The sequence below is a fragment of the Prosthecobacter sp. genome (genome assembly GCF_014879935.1).
Lineage (GTDB): Bacteria > Verrucomicrobiota > Verrucomicrobiia > Verrucomicrobiales > Verrucomicrobiaceae > Prosthecobacter.
Genome location: NZ_JACSRD010000160.1, coordinates 40,951 through 59,466 on the forward strand (window position 1 = coordinate 40,951; position 18,516 = coordinate 59,466).

Annotated in this window: 17 protein-coding genes; 10 read left to right on the forward strand and 7 right to left on the reverse strand. The window is 59.4% G+C overall.

Going from position 1 to position 18,516, the window contains the following annotated elements; all coding sequences use genetic code 11:
* Window positions 1-22: 22 nt before the first annotated feature.
* The 4 genes from IAE77_RS15360 to IAE77_RS15375 form a co-directional block, all read right to left on the reverse strand.
* A complete protein-coding gene (locus tag IAE77_RS15360) occupies window positions 23-1,339 on the reverse strand; it encodes a hypothetical protein (RefSeq protein WP_294227970.1) in 1,317 nt (438 codons plus the stop codon).
* The gene (locus tag IAE77_RS15365) at window positions 1,336-1,776 is read right to left on the reverse strand and encodes an Rrf2 family transcriptional regulator (protein ID WP_294227972.1); all 441 of its coding nucleotides are present in this window, start codon (window positions 1,774-1,776) and stop codon (window positions 1,336-1,338) included. Before IAE77_RS15365 ends, IAE77_RS15360 begins: the two co-directional genes overlap by 4 nt.
* A gap of 169 nt (window positions 1,777-1,945) precedes the next feature.
* The gene (locus IAE77_RS15370) at window positions 1,946-2,110 is read right to left on the reverse strand and encodes a hypothetical protein (RefSeq protein WP_294227974.1); all 165 of its coding nucleotides are present in this window, start codon (window positions 2,108-2,110) and stop codon (window positions 1,946-1,948) included.
* Between the two features lie 184 nt (window positions 2,111-2,294).
* The gene (locus tag IAE77_RS15375; protein ID WP_294227975.1) at window positions 2,295-2,549 is read right to left on the reverse strand and encodes a hypothetical protein; all 255 of its coding nucleotides are present in this window, start codon (window positions 2,547-2,549) and stop codon (window positions 2,295-2,297) included.
* 153 nt (window positions 2,550-2,702) lie between these two features.
* Here IAE77_RS15375 and IAE77_RS15380 point away from each other — a divergent pair, with 153 nt between their 5' ends.
* The 5 genes from IAE77_RS15380 to IAE77_RS15400 all read left to right on the forward strand — a co-directional run bounded on the left by IAE77_RS15380 (window position 2,703) and on the right by IAE77_RS15400 (window position 7,721).
* Entirely contained in the window at window positions 2,703-3,425 is a 723-nt protein-coding gene (locus tag IAE77_RS15380; RefSeq protein WP_294227977.1) for a hypothetical protein, read from the forward strand.
* Window positions 3,426-3,536: 111 nt separating this feature from the next.
* The gene (locus IAE77_RS15385; RefSeq protein WP_294227979.1) at window positions 3,537-4,457 is read left to right on the forward strand and encodes a sugar phosphate nucleotidyltransferase; all 921 of its coding nucleotides are present in this window, start codon (window positions 3,537-3,539) and stop codon (window positions 4,455-4,457) included.
* A 101-nt stretch (window positions 4,458-4,558) separates the two neighbouring features.
* Complete coding sequence (locus tag IAE77_RS15390) at window positions 4,559-5,548, forward strand: phosphotransferase (RefSeq protein WP_294227981.1); 990 nt, start codon at window positions 4,559-4,561, stop codon at window positions 5,546-5,548.
* Between the two features lie 115 nt (window positions 5,549-5,663).
* Entirely contained in the window at window positions 5,664-6,566 is a 903-nt protein-coding gene (locus IAE77_RS15395) for a phosphatidate cytidylyltransferase (protein ID WP_294227982.1), read from the forward strand.
* 18 nt (window positions 6,567-6,584) lie between these two features.
* Window positions 6,585-7,721, forward strand: a complete 1,137-nt coding sequence (locus IAE77_RS15400) for a 1-deoxy-D-xylulose-5-phosphate reductoisomerase (RefSeq protein WP_294227984.1) — start codon at window positions 6,585-6,587, stop codon at window positions 7,719-7,721.
* Window positions 7,722-7,786: 65 nt separating this feature from the next.
* On the opposite strand, the gene IAE77_RS15405 is transcribed toward IAE77_RS15400, so the two are convergent.
* The 3 genes from IAE77_RS15405 to IAE77_RS15415 form a co-directional block, all read right to left on the reverse strand.
* Window positions 7,787-8,950: a prenyltransferase/squalene oxidase repeat-containing protein gene (locus IAE77_RS15405; RefSeq protein WP_294227986.1), complete on the reverse strand. Its 1,164-nt coding sequence runs from the start codon at window positions 8,948-8,950 to the stop codon at window positions 7,787-7,789.
* A gap of 47 nt (window positions 8,951-8,997) precedes the next feature.
* A complete protein-coding gene (locus tag IAE77_RS15410; protein WP_294227989.1) occupies window positions 8,998-9,735 on the reverse strand; it encodes a YdjY domain-containing protein in 738 nt (245 codons plus the stop codon).
* A gap of 142 nt (window positions 9,736-9,877) precedes the next feature.
* Entirely contained in the window at window positions 9,878-10,987 is a 1,110-nt protein-coding gene (locus IAE77_RS15415; protein WP_294227991.1) for a sugar ABC transporter substrate-binding protein, read from the reverse strand.
* Window positions 10,988-11,341: 354 nt separating this feature from the next.
* On the opposite strand from IAE77_RS15415, the gene IAE77_RS15420 reads away from it, so the two are divergent.
* From IAE77_RS15420 to IAE77_RS15440, 5 genes are all read left to right on the forward strand, one after another.
* Window positions 11,342-11,971: an Amuc_1102 family pilus-like protein gene (locus tag IAE77_RS15420; protein WP_294227994.1), complete on the forward strand. Its 630-nt coding sequence runs from the start codon at window positions 11,342-11,344 to the stop codon at window positions 11,969-11,971.
* 42 nt (window positions 11,972-12,013) lie between these two features.
* A complete protein-coding gene (locus IAE77_RS15425) occupies window positions 12,014-13,762 on the forward strand; it encodes an Amuc_1101 family PilM-like pilus complex protein (protein ID WP_294227997.1) in 1,749 nt (582 codons plus the stop codon).
* Window positions 13,763-13,768: 6 nt separating this feature from the next.
* Window positions 13,769-14,740, forward strand: coding sequence for an Amuc_1100 family pilus-like protein (locus tag IAE77_RS15430; protein WP_294228014.1), 972 nt, complete (start codon window positions 13,769-13,771; stop codon window positions 14,738-14,740).
* A gap of 44 nt (window positions 14,741-14,784) precedes the next feature.
* Window positions 14,785-15,786 (forward strand): Amuc_1099 family pilus-like system protein, encoded by a 1,002-nt coding sequence (locus IAE77_RS15435; RefSeq protein WP_294228022.1) that lies wholly within the window; start codon window positions 14,785-14,787, stop codon window positions 15,784-15,786.
* Between the two features lie 100 nt (window positions 15,787-15,886).
* Window positions 15,887-18,508, forward strand: a complete 2,622-nt coding sequence (locus IAE77_RS15440; protein ID WP_294228028.1) for an Amuc_1098 family type IV pilus outer membrane protein — start codon at window positions 15,887-15,889, stop codon at window positions 18,506-18,508.
* Window positions 18,509-18,516: the final 8 nt, after the last annotated feature.

Below are 18,516 nucleotides of genomic sequence, written 5' to 3' on the forward strand. Positions count from 1 at the left end.
TTGCAACCCTGGTGCTCCGGGGTCACTTGCTCGCGATGGCCTTCTTCCATTCCGCCGGGGCTCCGGGCAGCGTCTCGGCCAGGATGCGGCGGATGTGGGCGCGTTCGCTTTCTCCAAGATAGCTGTAGCTGCCAGAGGTGTCCTTGCCGTCGAGCACCGCCCAGAGGCGTTCGAGCACGGTCTTTTTCAGCGGGGCGGTGAGGTGCTGGAAGGTGAGGGAGTAAACCATGTAGCTGCAGCGGTGCTTGAAGAGGCGGTTGAGGAGCTGGAAGTCCTTCAAACTGCGGCCGTCGGTGCTTTGCGGCGCACGTTTGGTGAAGGCGGTCTGGAAGGCGGGATCGCCCTCGATGCCACCCTCGGGCAGTTCGGCCTCGTCTTTGAAAAAGATCGCGTCGAGCACGTCCTCGGCACAGTGATCGATGATCCGGCGTGCGGTGCCGGTGGGCTCGGAGAGGACTTTTTCACCAAGCTCGCGCTGGAGGCTGGTCTGCATGTGCATGGCCCGCATGGAGGTGTGATTCGCCTTGGTGAGGATGTTCTGCACGCTGGTCTGGTGCTCCAGCACCATGAGGGCGACGATGTCGCTCGTCTTGCGCTTGTAGGGCGTGATGTCGAAGAACTTGGCGAGGTTGGAGACGTTCGCGCCTTTCTTGAAGTCGATATCGACCGTCTGGTCGTTCTTCTCGGTGGCGGTGACGTTACCGCGGTGGAGAGCGCTGCCGTGTTTGCCGGTGACATACCAGCCGCCCCAGCGGTCGCTGAACGGAGTGGTGGTATCGACGACGGTGCTGCCCTGGCTCATGATGGGATGGCCTTCCGGGCCGGGATAGACGGAACGCACGATCACACCGGGCACCTCCGGGGTAAAAGGGCCGCCATGGCAGCTCAGGCAGCTCTGATCGCGTTGGAAGTGGAGCGGCTTGGACGGTTCCTCACGCGGATCGAGCAGGTAGAAGATGGGGCCGAGTTTCGGATCGACGGTGGAGACCTCGATGGCACCGCCGACGCTGTAGCCAAGGTAGGCGTTGTCGCCGAAGTAAACGACACGCGGCGTCTGCGGGCCAATGAGGTCGTTCTGCTTGCTCGTCTTCGAGAAAACCATGGTCTGCGACTCGGGCAGGACGCCAAACTCCTTCATGACGCCGTGCAGCACGGTCCAGGCGTTGCTGCGGTCGATCTTCACCTTGCCGGCGGCCATGAGGCGTTCCAGATGCCGGGCTGCGTCGTTCGGCTCTGTCTCGGAGTAGCGGATCGGCGCTGCCTCGTATTCGTCCTCTGCCATCAGAGCAGTGCCGGACAGCGAAAAGGTGATCAGGCTGATGCGGAGAAGGTTTTTCATGACTGTGGGAGCAAAATGCGGTTCATGCGTGTGGCGTCCGTGCCGGAGACGAGGTCACGCAGGGTCTGGCGGTCCAGCACTTCGTAGAAGGCGTTTACGGCCTGGGCGAGGACGCCTTTGAGGCGGCAGGAGCCATTGATGGCGCAGGTATTGTGCTCCTTGTCGAAGCATTCGACGAGCGGCGGCATGCCCTCCGTGCGGCGCACGACCATGCCGATGCGGATGTCCTCTGGCTTCATCGCCAGTTCGATGCCGCCGCCACGACCGCGGCGGGTTTCCAGGTAACCGAGGCGGGCCAGATAATTCACCACTTTCACCAGATGGTGGCGGGAGATGCTGTACGCCTCGGCGACCTCACTGAGGGAAAAGGAGCCTCCCTTCAGCACGGCAAACATGAGCACGCGCAGGGAGTAGTCGGTGAAGAGACTGAGTCGCATGGCGGTTTTACGAGGGCAGGGGATTAAACTTGCATGCCGAGTGCATGTTTAGTCTTGTCACGCCAAGCACGGCACAGCAGGCGGCAGGATCGGCGCAATCCGGGCACAAAAAACCCGGAGGCGCGTGCTCCGGGTTCCGTGGTGCTTCAATTCTGCGAGCTCGCAGGCATCAATGCTTGCAGGTCTTGCAATCGGTGGCGGCCTTCTTGGCGCAGCAGGAGCCCGTGGGGCAGGCTTCCTTCTTCTTGCCGGCGAAGATGCAACGGCCGTCGGAGGTGCAGCTGCTGAGGGCGAAGGCGGCGACGGCGAGGGTGAGGGTGAGGAGTGCTTTCATTTGTGGTGTGGTGTCAGTTGGGAGGTGACCGGGGCGGCTGTGTGCCGCACCGGTGTGAGGGCCAGTCATACGCGCATCTTTAGCAAAAGTGAACAAATTCAGGCAAAGAAGACCCGTGGGCATGAAAAAGCCCGGAGGGGACGCCTCCGGGCCTCGGGAGTTGAGGGACTCAACTCAGAATGGATCAGCCTTCCTTGAGGGATTCCACTTTCTTGTGGGAGCTGACGGCGGTCACCTTCTTGCCGACGAGCTTGTCAGCGTCTTTGACGGCAGCGGTGAGGGTGAGCTTGACGTCTTTGCCGTCGGCTTCGATGACGATGGACTTGGAGTCACCGTCAACGGACTTGAGCTTGCCGCTGGTGGTTTCAGTTTTGCCGCAGCCGGCGAAAGCGGAGGCGGAGAGGCCGATGACGGCGAGGGTGGTGAGGATGGATTTCATGTTGGGTGGGTGTTGGCTTTTCCGGCAGGGAATGCCCCGGGACGGATTTGCGCACATTCAAAACGAACCGGTGCCGGGCTGGCAATCAAAATTTTTGTGGGGTCGGGTGAAAAGGCTCGTCACAGGCGCCGGCCCTGTGCCACGCTCGCCCGCATGAAATCCCACGCGCTTCTCCTCGGCTGCGGCCTGTTCTGGCTGCTGGCGGCCACCTGTCGTGCCCACCCGCTGCCTGATGTGCCGGTGCGGGCGAATTTTGAGGAAAATGGCGACTGGACGCTGCAGGTGGAGATCGATCCGCGCTGTTTTGAGGACGATCCAAACGTGGCCCCCTACCTGACGAATGCCGATCTGGCGGTCACGCCAGCCGAGCGGAAGGACAAGCTGAAGGCCCAGGCACGGGATTACATCCAGAAGGTGGTCGAGATCGTGCTGGACCCGGCGGTGGAGGTGAAACCGGACTACATCTGGGAGTTCACGGGTGCGGAGAATGCGGAGCTGAAGACACCCGAGGACCCGGTGATGCTGACCGGCACCTGGCGGGGGAAGATTCCTGCCGGAACGACCGGCTACTCGATCAAGGCGCTGGAGACTGGCACGCTGAGTGTGCTTTATCACAACACGGCCCTGGGAAAGAAGATCGAGCGTTACCAGATCCTGTTTCCGGGTGAAAACAGCTACGTGCTCGATTTGCAGAGCTACAAGCCGCGCACGGCCGCCCCGCCGCCGATCGTGGCGGATGAAGGCGCCGCTGCGGCTGTGGAGGCGCCGTGTGCCTTCTGTGGCTCTGGTGGAGACTCCTACGTGCTGCCGGTCGTCGTGTCCGTGGCCCTGATCGTGGCTTTGGTGACGTGGCTGCGGAGAAAGCGCCCGGTGTAACTCGGAATTATGATTCCGAGCCGGGCGACGCGGAATCGGAATTCCGCGCTACAATCCGCGCGTCCAGAACTTCCGTTTGCGCCGTGATTGGCTGCGCGTAAAGGCCGCCACGTGAATCAGGCATTTGTATTGGGCGCAGGCATTGGCGAACGGCTCCGGCCGCTGACGGAACAGCTTCCGAAACCCCTCGTGCCCGTGTTTCACCGGCCGCTGATCACTTATGCCTTCGATCATCTGCTGGCTGCGGGCGTTTCCAGCCTCGTGGTGAACACGCACCACATCCCGGAGGCCTATGAAAAAGCTTTCCCCCATCAAAGCTATCGCGGTGTGCCCCTCCAGTTCCGCAATGAAAGCCCCGTGCGGCTGGAAACGGCCGGTGGTATCGCCAATGTGCGCGACCTGCTGCGGGACGAGCCCTTCCTCGTCTATAATGGCGACATCCTGACCGACCTGCCCCTGAAGCCGCTGCTCACCGAGCACCGGGAAAACGGCAACCTCGTCACCCTCGTCCTGCGCAGCCACGGACCGGCCTTGCACATCGCTTTTGACCCACGGCGCGGCATGATCACTGACATCCGCAACAAGCTGGGCACCGGAGACGAGGGGAAATACCTCTTCACCGGCATCTACGCCTGCGATCCGGCGATTCACGACTGGATCACACCCGGCAAGGTGGAGTCTGTCATTCCCATCTTCCTGAACATGATCCGTCAGGGGGCGAAGATTGGTGGCGTGGTGATCGACGAGGGCAGTTGGTGGGATCTTGGCAGCCGCACGGCCTACCTGGCCGCGCATGCCGCGCTCAACGGCATGTATGGCCCCGCAATTGATCCTGCGGCCCGGATCGAAGACGGAGCCGTTCTGCGCGGCACCAACGTCATCGGAGCCGACGCCGTCATCGAATCCGGGGTGCAACTGGAAGACTGCATCGTCTGGCCCGGCGGCCGCGTCGTCCGCGGCGCTCACCTGAAGCGCTGCATCGTCCGCAGCGCCGTCACGGCAGCCGGGATCGTGGAGGACGCCGACTTCTAGTTGGAGGGTTTCAAGTTTCAGGTTTCAAGTTGAGCCGGAACGTGACCTCCATGAGACTTTCCGGCTTCGAACTTGGAACCTGAAACTTTGAACTGACGAAAATGCCCCCCGAACACGAGGCCCTGCTCATTCTCACTCGCGAACAGTTTCCAGAGCTGGACGCTGTCGGGTGCGAGGTCGAAGTGATCCTCAAAGGCGCCTCTGACCGGCATTTTTACCGCCTCAACTGGCAGGACGGCCGTGAATCGATGGTGCTGATGGTTTACACCCTCGCACGTCGCGACAATCCGAAGTTCGTGCCCGCCACCCGCCGGCTGGAAAAGATCGGCGCGCACGTGCCGCACGTGATGGCATTCGATGAGCAGCGGCTCTGCGTGTGGCTGCAGGACCTCGGTCGTGTTGATTTGCAGTCGTATGACCAGAAGTCCTGGGAACTGCGCCGGCCGCTGTACGAGGCCACCTTGCGTGAGGCGGCGAAATTCCATGGTGTGGGCGAAACCGGCCTGAGTCCCGCCGATCTTAATGAACTGGAGCCGGCCTTCGACGAGGCGCTTTACGAATGGGAGCAGAATTACTTCCTGGATCACTTCGTCGGTGGCCACCTGGGCCGCGAATTCGGCCGCGAGGAGTATCAAGCCGCTCACGAGGCACTGAAACAGCTCCGTCGCCGCCTCGCCAGGTTGCCGCGTTGCCTGGTGCATCGTGATTTTCAAAGCCAGAATGTCCTCATCCGTGGCGAGGACGCCTGGCTGGTCGATTACCAAGGGCTGCGTCTCGGCCGGGCTGAATACGACCTCGCCTCGCTGCTTTACGATCCCTACGTGACCCTGGCGCCCACCGAACGCGGCGAGCTGCTGCGTTACTACGCGGCGCATCGCGGCCTCGATCTGGACGAGCTCCGGGATGTGTTCCACCTGTGTGCCGCGCAGCGCCTGATGCAGGCGCTCGGGGCCTACGCCAACCTGAGCCGGAACCTCGGCAAACCGCACTACCAGCAGCACATCCCGGCCGCCGTCTCGAATCTTTCCGAAGTCTGCCAGCAGGGACGGGGATTGAAGGATCTGCGCGCCTTCTTTGAAGGCGGGTTTTGAGCGCACGGAGGCCTCGGTGACTGCCCCTGTCAGGCCGGAAGGCATGCCAGACGCGAAATCGCATTGCCCTATCAACCCGACTGCGCTCTAAATGGGCGCGTTTCCAACCCGCCGCATGTCCGAATCCGCCGCCGCCAAGCCCACCGCGCCCAGCAAGCGTCGTGTTTTCGCGTCGCGTCTGTTCAGCACGCTGCTGCTGTGGGCGGTGCTGGTCTTTGCCTTCAATTCACAGAAGGAATGGCTGGTGATGGTGATCACGGGCCTCTTCGGCATTGCTGGAGCGGTGGAATACTACCGCCTGCTGCGGGCTGATCCCCATGCACGGTCCTTCAACGTGCTGGGCCTCCTGATTTGCGTGGGCTACTGGATCGCAGTGGCCTGGTGGCTGCATGCCGGCAGATCGGCCGATTTGATGTGGCTGGATCTCGTCGCCCTCACCGCCAGCGTCCACGGCAGCTTCCTGCTCTGCTACCGCCAGCAGTTGGAGGGAGTGCTGACGCTCCAGCGCATCTTCAACACGGTCTTTGGCGTGGTGTACACCGTGATCTTCTTCGGTTTCATGGTGAAGGTGATCTACCTGGAGCCTGCGGAGCCGATGAAGGGCTGCTTTCTGCTGCTCTTCCTCATCATGGTGACCAAGTTCAGCGACATGGGCGCCTACGTCTTCGGAGTGATCTTCGGAAAGCACAAAATGATCCCGCACATCAGCCCCGCGAAGTCATGGGAGGGGTTTGCCGGTTCGTTTGTCGGCTCGTTCCTGGCGGCAGCGATCCTGCTGCTTGCGCTGCCGGAGAAGATCTCGCCGCCGCTCAGTTGGCTGCACGGCATGATCCTGGCCCCGGTGCTTTGTGCGACTGCTGTGACGGGTGACCTGGCCGAATCGGTGCTGAAGCGCTGCGTGGCCATCAAGGACAGCGGCCACAAGCTGCCTGGCATCGGCGGCATTTTGGATCTCACCGACAGCCTGTTGTTCACCGCACCGGTGTTTTATTTCTACTTGTCCGCCATCGCCCGCTAAGCCAAACACAAGCCTGTGATGCGCAAAGTTCTCCTCCTCGGCTCCACCGGCTCCATCGGCACCAGTGCCCTCAAAGTGGCCCGTGACATCCCGGAGCGGATGCAAATCGTCGGCCTGGCGGCGAACAGCAGCGTGGAATCACTCGTGGACCAGGTGCGTGAGACCGGCGTGAAGCAGGTGGCGCTGACGGATGCCGCCGCAGCCGCCAAAGCGCGTGCGCTGCTGCCTGCGGATGTCGTTTTGCACTCGGGAGCGCAGGGATTGGTCGATCTGGTCGATGAATCCGACGCGGACATGGTGCTGGTGGCCATTGTCGGCACCGCTGGCCTCGCTCCGGCGCTGGCCGCGATCGAGCGTGGCATGCATCTGGCCGTCGCCAGCAAGGAAATCCTCGTCATGGCCGGCGAAGCCGTCACCGAGGCGGCGAAGCGCAAAGGCGTGAACCTCCTGCCCGTGGACAGCGAGCACAACGCCATCTTCCAGTGCCTGGAAGGTCACCGCCACAGCGAGGTGCAGCGCATCCTGCTCACGGCCAGTGGCGGCCCGTTCCGCACCTTGCCGGCGGAACAACTGGCTGACGTCACTGTCGCCCAGGCGCTGAAGCACCCCACCTGGAGCATGGGCCGCAAGATCACGATCGACAGCGCCACGCTGTTCAACAAAGGCCTCGAAATGATCGAGGCGAAGTGGCTTTTCGACGTGCCGATGGAGAAGATCGAGGTCGTCGTGCACCCGCAAAGCATCGTGCACAGCATGGTGGAGTTTGCCGACAATAGCGTCATCGCCCAGCTCAGTCATAGCGACATGTGTTTCCCCATTCAGTATGCCGTCACCTGGCCGGAACGCGTTCCGAACCACCTCAAGCCGCTCGATTTCGCGAAAGTGGGCGCGTTGCATTTCGAAGCGCCGCGTGTGGCTGATTTCCCGGCGCTCAACCTCGCCCGCCATGCCGGAACCACCGGCGGTACGTTGCCTGCGGTGCTGAATGCGGCCAACGAAGTCGCCGTGGACGCCTTTTTGAGCGGCAAAATCAAGTTTCCCGGCATCTGGCAGACCGTCGAGCGCGTCATGACCGCGCATCAAGTCGTGCCGCACCCGGATCTGGACACGCTGATCGACGCAGACGCCTGGGCGAGGCGTGAGGCCTCGAAGTAAATCTGCGAGTACCGAGGTGTCGGCACCTCACGCATTCTCCGGCGGTGGACGTCCGTGAGGCAGGGTCACAGCGTCTGATGAATACGGCCGAGCGCCATGAGGATGTAGCTGGTGACGAGGACGGGATCGCTTTCCATCCAGCGGCCTTCGGCATTCGCCCAGGAACCGTCGCCTTTTTGCAGGCTGAGGAGCTTTCCGGTGAGATCAGCACGCCAGTCGATCACCTTGCCGTCCTTGGTCTTGATGAAGTCGATGTCGGCCGTGCTGAGGGCCTTGCTCATGGTGTGGAAGTAGTAGTAGAGGCCGGAGGCGCCGAGACCGGGGTTTTCCTCGACGGTGTAGTGGTTCTGCAGCCACTCGATGACGGCTTTGACACGTGGATCGTCTTTTTCGAGCCCGGCGTAGATGAAGCTGAGCAGGCCGGCGTAGCTGATGCTGCCGTAGCTGCGGAGGGCGATGCTGCCGTCCGGGTTTTCGACTTTGGCACCCCGGGTTTCGACGGGGTTGTAGATGAAGCCGCCAGCGTCGTCGGGATCCTTGCTCACCCAGGAGGACTTATTCGACTCGGGGCGGTTCTGGCAGCGCTGAATGAAGTCGATGGCGGCGGCGTAGTTGAGCTTGGGCTCGTTTTTGGCGGCATCGCCTTTGTCAGCGAGGAGGGCCTCGGAGTAGTGGATGGCTTCAAGGGCGAAGACCATGTTCGACATGTCGGCGTGCATGCCTTTGTCGTCGCCGTAGCCGATGCCGCCGTCGAGCGGGTTGTCCTGCTTGCCTTTCTCATCGAGGTCGAGCTGACGGGTGACGAGGTAGCGGCGTGCCTTGAGCATGACTTCCTCGTTTTCAGGCTTCGGATTGAGAAGCAGGGCGGTGAGGGCGAGCGCGGTGTTGTAGTTGCCCCGGGCCTTGACGTAGATGCCGCCGTCGGGCTTGGCGTTGCTGAGGAGGAACTTGGTGGCTTTCTCGACTTCGGCCGGCACGGGATCGCCCGCCTTGCGATTGGGATCGAGCATGAAGCTGATGATGCCGAGGGCGGTGATGGCGACGGGTTCGGAATCGCCCCACTGGCCGGTTTCGCCGTTTTGCTTCGAGCGGAGGAAGTTCAGGCCGCGCTCGACGCCGAGACGGAGTTCTTGTTTGAGGGATTCGTGACGGGCGGCCTGCGTGGCGGCCTGCCCGAAGAGCGAGGCGGTGCCGAGGGTGATCGTGAGAAGTAGGGCGGGGAGTTTCATGACGGTGGAGAGGTTCCAGGTTTCAGGTTCAGGATTTCAAAAACGAGCTATTTGGCGGCGGGGGTGATGATGAGGGTGACCTTGGTCTCCTCGGCGGGAATGTTGGCGGGCATGCTGATCCAGAGCTCGTCGCGATGGTTGCCTTTGGCGGCGGAATTGATGATGGCCTGGCGATCAACGTAGGTGGAGATGATGGAGCCGGTCATTTCGGCGTTGAAGCCGTCGTGGTCGATGATGGATCCATTGAAGATCCAGGTGTCGAGGTCGGGTGGAGACTGCCTGGTGTCGATGTTCTGGATGAAATCGGAAAGCGGCACGCGCTTGGTTTTGTCGCCGTCTTTCCACTCGACGTGAATGGCGAGGCGGTTGGCACCCGGGGTGGCGGGGGCGGTGTCCGGGTCTTTGTAGGGGCGTTCGTCCTTGGGTTCGAGTTTGTCGAGCAGGCCCTGGGTGGCGGGCTGATAATTGGCCAGAAGGAGGGCGAGCTGGACCTGAATGGGCCGGACCTTGGTTTCGAGGATGGTTTCGTGGACTTTTTCCCCGGTTTCGTGGACGAGGGCGTATTCGATGGGCAGTTTTTGGTGGAGGATGCTGCAAGGAATGCGCAGTTCGCGGGTGGCGGCCTTGATCTGGATGCCATTGAGGTCGTAAACGCCGGGCGACACCTCCTTGAGAAGCTTCCGGGCTTCTTCCAACTGGGTCTTGGCGTCCGGTTTGGACGGTGCGGCCTCCTGGGCGGACAGGGATGCGAGGCAGCCAAGAGCTAGGATGAGCGTGAGGCGCATGGGAATGACAGGTTAGGGGTGAGATACGAAGCAGCAACGACCTTCCTTGGGAAGGGGAGGCGGGTGGATGGTTTTTGTCCGTCGCATGGCTGAAACGGGCGATTTCTGTGCTTATCGCACGCCAGCCTGGCCCGATGGAGCCTCAGCGTAGCTGCGGGAGCTTGTAGGTGCCCGTGCGGAGGGACTGTTCGACGTTCTTTGGTGTGGCGACGACGGGCTGGATTTCATAAACCGCCTGCGGCTTGAAGGCCTTGTCCGCACGCATCTTCACAATGATCTTCAGGGCCAGATCAACGAGCGCGGGCTGGACGACGGTGGCGTCGATGTCGCTTTGCCGGACGAGGTCAAGGCCGCGTTTCTGGCCGGCAAGACCGTCGGTGCCGATGATGAAGATGTTTTCCCGCTGTCCGGCGGCTTCGGCTCCTTTCGCGGCACCGAGCGCCATGGCGTCATTGTGCGCATAGATGACGTCGAAGGATTGCTGCAAACGGAAGGCCTCCGCGATGCGCTGCGTGGCGTTTTCGGTGGTCCAGCCGGCAGGGGCGTCATGCACCACGATCACGCCCGGCTGGGCATGCAGGCCTTCGATGAAACCTTCGGAGATTTCTTTGCTGACGAAGCTGGTTTCGGCTCCGCGAAGCTGGACGACGCGACCGGTGACGTCGGTGCGGGCCTCCTCGGCGGCCTTGCGCTGGAGTGCCTCCAAAACGGACTGTGCTGCCAGTCGGCCAATGAGGCGGAAGTCGGTGTAAACAACGCTGGCGCAGCCGTCCCTGGCCATGCGTTTGTCGAGACCGATGACGATGATCCCCGCCGTGTTTGCCTCAACGATGAGCGCTGCCAGAGCGGGCGGATCCAGCGGACTGATGACGATGGCGGCCGGTTTTTTGGCGATTGCCTGACGGAACTGCTCCGCCTGACGTGCCGCGTCGCCACCAGCGTCCTGCGTCGAAACCTTGTATCCAGTCTGCCGACCCACGAGCATGGCGAGGCCGTCGCGTTGGAATTGCTGAAAGGCGATCTGGGTGTCCGGGAGCAGAAGAACGATTTCCGCCCGTTCGTCATTGGGGATCGATGGGGCGCTGCTGCCACCTTGCGAAGGCTGGGAGGGAGCGGTGGCGGCCTTTTCGGCCGTCTGCTGGTTTTTTTTCTCCAGGTCGGCGACCTGGGCCTCGACGTCTCCATCACGGCCGCAGGAGGTCAGAACAAGCGCGCAGGAGAGAAAAGCGAGGGGACGGAGGAGCGAAGCCATGGTGTGGAGATTGATCTTAGAACCGGAAGGGCTGATTGCACAAGCTTCCTCTGATCACGAATCCGGCCGGGCTTTTGCTTGCAGTCTGGAGGGATTGTCCCAGAGTCCGCGCTCCCTGCCTCCCGCCCCTTTCAATGATGAGCCACACGAAACAGACCGCCGTTGTCATCAAGACCATGAGGCAGCCTGACGTCTCGCTGACAAACAACGCGCACGGGGCGGCTGCTCAACCATGGTTCGAAGAGGACAATTCCCGCACAGCGGAGTATTTTCGCGACTTTCTGCGAATCACTGCTTGATGCCCGGGGTGTTTTGTTGATAAAACAACAAAAAAGAAGATCACCAGCCGCTCTCATGAAATTCATCGCATCCAGCCTCGCCTTTCTTTTCACCGCCGTGATCCTGCATGCCCAGGCCCCTGCGGGTGACGGCAAGGCCCGTATCATCGTGGACATCAAAAAAGTCGATGTGAAGGAGCAGCCGACACCGCAGTTCAATGCTGGGAATGTGAATGAGAAGCGCTGGCGTCCGAAGACCTGGATCGAGGTGGATGTGGAGTTCAACATCAAGCTTCCGCCAGAATCGGGTGGAAAAGACGGCACTTTCCCGGCAATGCAGATGAACATTTATCTGCCACTCCAGCACACGACCAAGGATGGCAAGCGGGAGGTGCTCCAAGGAACTCTGGATCTGATTAACATCCCTGCCGATGGCGACTGCCATGCGCTGGCCTATGTCAGTCCGGCAACGATGAAAATGATCTTCCAGAAAAACAACGTCACGGCCGTCTCCGACGTGCAAGGCTGGGGAGCTGAGGTCATCATCGACGGCGATCGTCGTGCGCATGCTGCCAGCATTGGCAAGGATCCCTGGTGGGAGAAGCAGGACAGCTTCGCGTTCCTTTCGGGCACGATTCTGCCCAAGGCGAAGACTCCGTTTGCATCCCTGTGGGGTGATTACGATGTGGCAGTGCAGCCAAAGTAAGCATCACGACTCAATTTTTCGCGAACTCACACCTTTTGCAGCATGGCAGACTCCAGCATCGCAGTCATCAACCTCGGTTCCCAGCGTGTCGGCGGGGCGGTCTTTGGCAGGACACCGGGAGGCGATCTCATCTTGAAGCGTTATGCCTTTGTGGAAATGGACGGCGATCCCTCGGTGGATGTGAGCCGCCTGCCACAGCTCAAGGTTGCGCTCGGAGAGCTGGTCAACCGGCTTAAAATCCGGGGCAAGAAAACCTGGTGCGCCGTCCCGGGGCATCCTGTTTTCAGCCGGTTCGTCAAGCTGCCGCCGGTGCAAGGAGACAAGCTCGCGCAGATCGTTGAATTTGAAGCACGCCAGAATGTTCCATGGCAGCTGGATGAAGTTTCGTGGGACTACGAGGTCGTCACCAAGTCGGACCTGGGCGAAGTGGAAGTCGTGCTGGCGGCCATGAAGTGTGAGCCTCTGAATGAGATGCACGAGGAGGTGGCGTCTTCAGGGGTGAGTGTCGTTGGAATGGATGTGGGCCCGCTGGCCCTCTACAACGCGTTCCGTTACAGCTACCCGGATGTCGATGAACCAGCGCTGGTCGTCGATCTGGGCGCGAGATCCACGAACTTGGTGTTTGTTGATGGCGACAAGTTTTTCACCCGTAACCTGCTGGTGGGCGGTGCGGCCGTCACCAACGCCATCGGCAAGGAGTTTGGCGTTCAATTCACCGAAGCTGAGCGCCAGAAATGCCTGCAGGGCTTCGTGGCGCTCGGAGGTGCCGTCGAGGATCATCCGGATGAAGGCGTGAACGCGATGTCGAAGGTGATGCGCAATTCCATGACGAGGCTGCATGCCGAGATCATGCGAACGATCACTTTCTATCGCAGCCAGCAGGGTGGCAGTGCCCCGAAGCGCATGTTCGTCGCTGGTGGCGGCTCGGCTGCCGGATACATCGCTGAATTCTTCACGGAAAAGCTTAAATTGCCGGTCGAGGTGTTCAATGGCTTGCGCGGTGTTCAGTTGGATCGCTCGGTGAACGCTGAGGCGGCCCAGGTGGACGCCCCCTCCCTTGGTGAACTCTCTGGCCTTGCCTTGAGGGGCATGGGGTCTTGCCCCTGTGAGATTGAACTGGTCCCCGATGCGTTAGCATCCGCAAGGGATGCTGCCCGCCGCGCCCCCGCCTTGATTCTCGCCGGACTTTGCATCATGGGCGCATTGGGGGCTGCCATTTTCTGGTTTAAGAGCGCCGATGCTGCCATTCAGAATCGTTCCTCGTCTCTGCAGGCTGAAAGCGGCCGTTTGACCAAATTGGCCACGGATATCCGTCAACTGGACCAGAGACAGGAGGAACTGCGCGTTCGTAGCGGACAGCTCGAGCAGGCGGTCACAGACCGTTCGTGGTGGGCGCGCCTGCTCAATGAGCTCAACCAGCGTTTCGACAACGACCTTATCTGGCTCACCACCATCGAGCCGCTCAAGGATGGAAAGCCCCTGACGGCACCGCTTTGGGGAGGGGGCAACGAAGAGCGTTCCAAGGACGACACCTCCAAATCGGGTGCACGTCCGGCTGCGCCTGTTTACTCCCTGAAAATCCAGGGTTTGTACCGCGGCAACGCGGAAGGCGAGCAGAAAGTGGTCTATGACTTCGCCGCCAAGGTTGCAAAAATGGCCGATTTTGCCGTGCCAGACTTTGAGACCAAACGGGATGAGTATGTGAAGGTGGACAGCGGTGTCGAAGAAGACCGCTACGCCTATCATTTCGAAATCAAAATGCCCCTCAGCAAGCCTCTGCAATTCAAGTAACAAATCATGGACTGGATCCGCGAAAACAAATCTCTTGCCGCCATCCTGGGCGTTATCATCGCAGGCTCGCTGGCCCTTGGCTATTTGCTGTTTGATGCCTGGAGCACCTATTCCGAGGCCAAGGATTCATACCTTGCCATGGGCACTCAGGTGGCCGGGCTCAAAGGTGCGCGCCTTGCTCCCACCGAGGCAAACGTCAAAGCCAAGCAGGCAGTGGTTGAAGAGTATGCGGGCGTCGTGAACCGCCTCGGCACAGCGCTCCTGATCCTTCAGCCGCCTGTGCAACCCATCAAGGACATCGAATTCCAGGCCAAGCTGAAGAACAAGATCGCAGACGCCCGCAAGGCCGCCGGTCTGGTCAAGATGGCGCTGCCGGCCGAGTTCGCCTTCGGGTTCGACGAGTACACGGCCGGCCTGCCTAAATCTGCGGAAGCTGCCGCCGAGTTGTCGAGTTTCCTGGATGCCACCGACGAACTGGTGAAGTTGTTCATGCAATGCGGCGTGCAGTCGGTGGATCTTTTTGAAAGGTCCACACTGCCAGTCGAAGGCCTGCCCACGCCGACAAAACAGGGAAACCAATCGGTGCGCCAGCCCCAACAACAGCCGGTCGCTCCGGGCATATTGGAGAAGAAGCAGATTTCGGTGATTCTCACCTTGGATCAAGGGCCGCTGCAGTTGTTGGTCAGCCGCCTTGCCAATCCTTCTGAGATGCCGTTTTTCATGAGCCTGCGTCTGCTGCGGATTGAAAACGAACGTCAGGAAGGTCCTCTGCGTTCAGAAGTCCAGGTTCCGGCTGATGCTGCCGCTCTTACTGCTGATCCTGGTGCTGCTCAAGCTGACGCGAAGCCTGCCGGTGATGAAATCAAGCCTCCGCCTCCAGCTCCGGTGGATTCGGTGCCTGTCATTGGCAAGGAGCGCCTCAAGGTAAGAATGGAAATCGACTTGGTGAAGTTCCTCGAAGGCGCCAGAGGCCGTTGATTCTCGATCTGAAACACTTTCAAAATCCGCATCCCTAAAGCACCATGCAGAACAGCCAGGGAAACTACGAAAAAATCATCCTTACCATCGCCTCCCTCGTCGCTATTGGAGTATCGGCTTGGCTTGTGGTGGAATCGCAGGGGTTTGAGGACAGCTTGGCGCTGGCCCAATCCTCTTCGCGCAATGACCTCAACCCGCCCAACACCCAGGCTGTGGTCGAAGCCACGGAAACCTTGAAAAAGAAGTATTCATGGGTGTCCCCTGTGAGGAATGGCAAAGCTGTGCCTCTGAATAAATCGGTGCTGTTGGTGATGAAAGACGGGCAACTCTTCGATCTGCTGCTCCCTGAGCCGCAGTTCCGGCCTCCGATGACAAACATTTTTCTCACCGGGGACCCGGCCAAAAATCCGCCCGAAGCACAGCTCCCATACATTTTCTCGCCGAATGTAGGCGACCTCGATGCTGACGATGATGGGTTTTCCAATCTTGAGGAGTTTAACGCCAAGACGGATGCCCGTGACCCGGCCAAGATGCCACCCCTCACAAACAAGCTGTTTTTGCATCAACGCATCAGCCACGACTACATCCTGAAACTGGTGGGTAGCGGTGATGGCACGACCTTTCAAATTCAGCGCCTGAAACCTGAGCCAAAGAGCAGTAAATTTGTGCCATTGAATGAGCAGTTTGGTTTCGAAAAGGGTGTTGTGAGATTCAAGCTTCTCTCAGCGCGGAAGGACACCATCCAGCATCCGACGCTCGGACCGATGGACGTCTATATCCTCAAAGTGCTCGACCTTTCCACCAACAAGGAGTTCGAACTCGTTCAGGGCAAGGACGTGAACTTGGCGGAATACGAGGCTGAACTCGAATTCCGCTGGAAAAAGCGCCAGGTCATTCCCGGTGTGAAGGAGGGCAAAGTGTTTCAGCTTCCCGGGGTCGGCCAGTCTTATTACATTCGCAAGCTCGACGAAGACAAAGCTGTTATTTCGCCTCTCGGCAATGACGGCAAACCGACCGAGGAAACGATCGAAATCAAACAACGCTGACCTCGCCCTTTTTTCCGCCAGCCGAAAAAAAATCTCGCCAAAGTTCCCCCCGCTCTGCTAGTAATCATCTTTCACCATAAAACCGCTGTTAGTCCGCCTTATGACCCATCACTCCCGCCTGGTGTTCAACTTGTCCTTCCTCGCTTTGACTGCGGTTGCACCGCAAGTCAGTGCTGAAAGCGTCTCTGGAATGGCCAATCGTGAAATTGCACGCCGTTACGCCCGCATCGAAGACGCGCGCACCGCCATGGACCGTGGCGACAAGCTGTTCAGTGAAGGCGATTATGAAGGCGCCTTGGGTGCTTACAAGGCAGCCATTGATGCTCTTCCAAACGCTCCATTGACCCGTGATTGGCTCGATCTGGCACAGCTCAAATATGCTGATTGCAGTGTTGTCGTTGCCCGTGAGAAGGCCAAGGTCGGAAACTATGACGAGGCGCGCCAGTTGCTGGATGGTGCTTTGGTTCTTATCCCTGGACATAAGGAAGCAGTGGTTTTCCAAAAGCAGCTCGCTGATCCTGATCGCTGGCCTCCTGCTCTTACACCGAAGCACGTCGAAAATGTTGCTAAAGTTGAAAAAGGCCTCCTCATCGCCAATAGCTCTGTTGAGATTGGCAACTATGACACCGCCATCGCGCAGTATCAGGATGTCCTTCGCACCGATCCCTACAACAGCGCGGCTCGTCGGGGCATGGAAAATGCCGAACGGAAGCGCATGGAGTATTTCAAGTCAGCCCGTGATCAGATGCGTGCCAAGATGCTCGCTCAGGTGGATGAAGCCTGGGAAGACAAGGTGCCGATCCAGGGTTCCGCTGTGGCCTTCGATTATGGCATTGGCCGGAGTCCGGGTGCCTACCTGACCGAGAAGATGAACAAGATCATTTTCCCGACAGTGCAATTCCAGGGAGCTACGATCGAAGAAGCGGTTGAATACCTTCGCGTCAAGAGCCGTGACTTGGACACCTTTACAGATGCCTCAGGAGTCAAAGGTGTGAACATCATCCTGCGCACAGGAGATGCTCCTAGCAACGCCTCCATCAGTCTTGATCTGAAGGATGTGCCAATGGCTGAAGCCTTGCGTTATGTGACGGAATTGGCCCAAATGAAGTATAAGGTCGAAGCTCACGCTGTCCTTGTTGTGCCGCTCTCCGAAGATGCAAGCCAGCAATACACCCGCACCTATCGCGTGCCACCGGACTTCCTGAGCATTGGAGGTGGTGACGGTGCTGGTGCGGCAGCCCCGGCTGCGCCTGCCGATCCCTTTGCCGCGGGTGCGGCCGCTGCCCCTGCTGGCGGATTGATTGCCCGCAAAACTGCAAAACAGATCCTTGAAGCCCAGGGAATTACTTTCCCGGACGGGTCCTCCGCCAGTTTCAATCCCGCCACATCGCAACTGGTTGTGCGCAACACGCAACCCAACTTGGATCTGGTAGAGGCGTTTGTTGAAACCATCACCAAAAATGCGCCGAAGATGGTAGTGATCACCTCGAAGTTTGTAGAAGTTACCCAGAAGAACACCGAGGAACTTGGTTTTGACTGGCTTCTTGGGTCCGTAGGCATGAACGGTAACAATCTTTTCCTTGGAGGAGGGACCCAAGGAAACGGGAACCCATTTAGCTCTGCGAATTACCCATTTCAGACTAACCAAGTCGTTCCAGGTTACACAATCAATGGCGTTGATGTTTTTCCGGAAATTCCCGTTAACGCAGCTTTCTCTGGCCCACTTCCTGCAGGTGTTAATCGACCGTTCCCTTATGCGGGTGGACCTGTCACCTCTGGGCTTCGTTCAGGCAACTTTGCACTCAGCAACAATAGCATCGACAATCTCATCTCAACGGGCTCGACGACTGGCACGCCATCTGTTGCCCCTGGAATTTTCTCTGCTGCTGGCATTTTCAGCGACCCTCAATTCCAGACGGTGATAAGGGGATTGAGTCAGAAAAAGGGTGTTGATTTGATGAGCGCTCCGAGTGTCACGACAAAAAGCGGGACACGCGCAACCATGGAAGTAACCCGAGAATTTATCTACCCTACTGAATTCGAGCCGCCTCAACTGCCTCAAGGTAACTCAAACGGTTCTCTGCTTGGTGGGGGAAGCACGATGATTGCCACCCCGACCACGCCAACTGCCTTCGAAATGCGTCAGACTGGTGTTCGCTTGGAAGCAGAGCCGACGGTTGGTGCCGATGGTAATACCATCGAACTGTCACTCTCACCCGAAGTTGTCGAGTTTGATGGCTTTATCAATTACGGATCACCCATCAATTCACCGTCAAGCTCATCTTACCTGCCTGTTATATTGAACCTTGACCCTGCTGATGACGCTGGCGCTGATACACAGGTTTATGTGCCGCTCTCACAGCCAGAAAGGTTGATCACGGCAAACATCATCAATCAGCCGATTTTCTCGGTCCGCAAGGTGACGACAGGAGTGTCCATTTGGGATGGCCAAACTGTAGCACTTGGTGGCCTCATCCGGGAAGACGTGCAGGATGTGGAAGACAAAATCCCGATTCTTGGTGACCTCCCTTTTGTGGGCCGTCTATTCAAGACGGAAGCGGAGCAGCATTATAAGCGAAACCTGATGATCTTTGTGACAGCCCACTTGATTGATCCCTCGGGCCAGCGTGTGAAGCCTAGCACTCCTCCTGATGGTTCCGTTTCCGGAGCAGGGTCCGGCCAGACCAATCCTCTTCTGCCGGCGGTTTCTCCCGGCGAATAGCTGATATT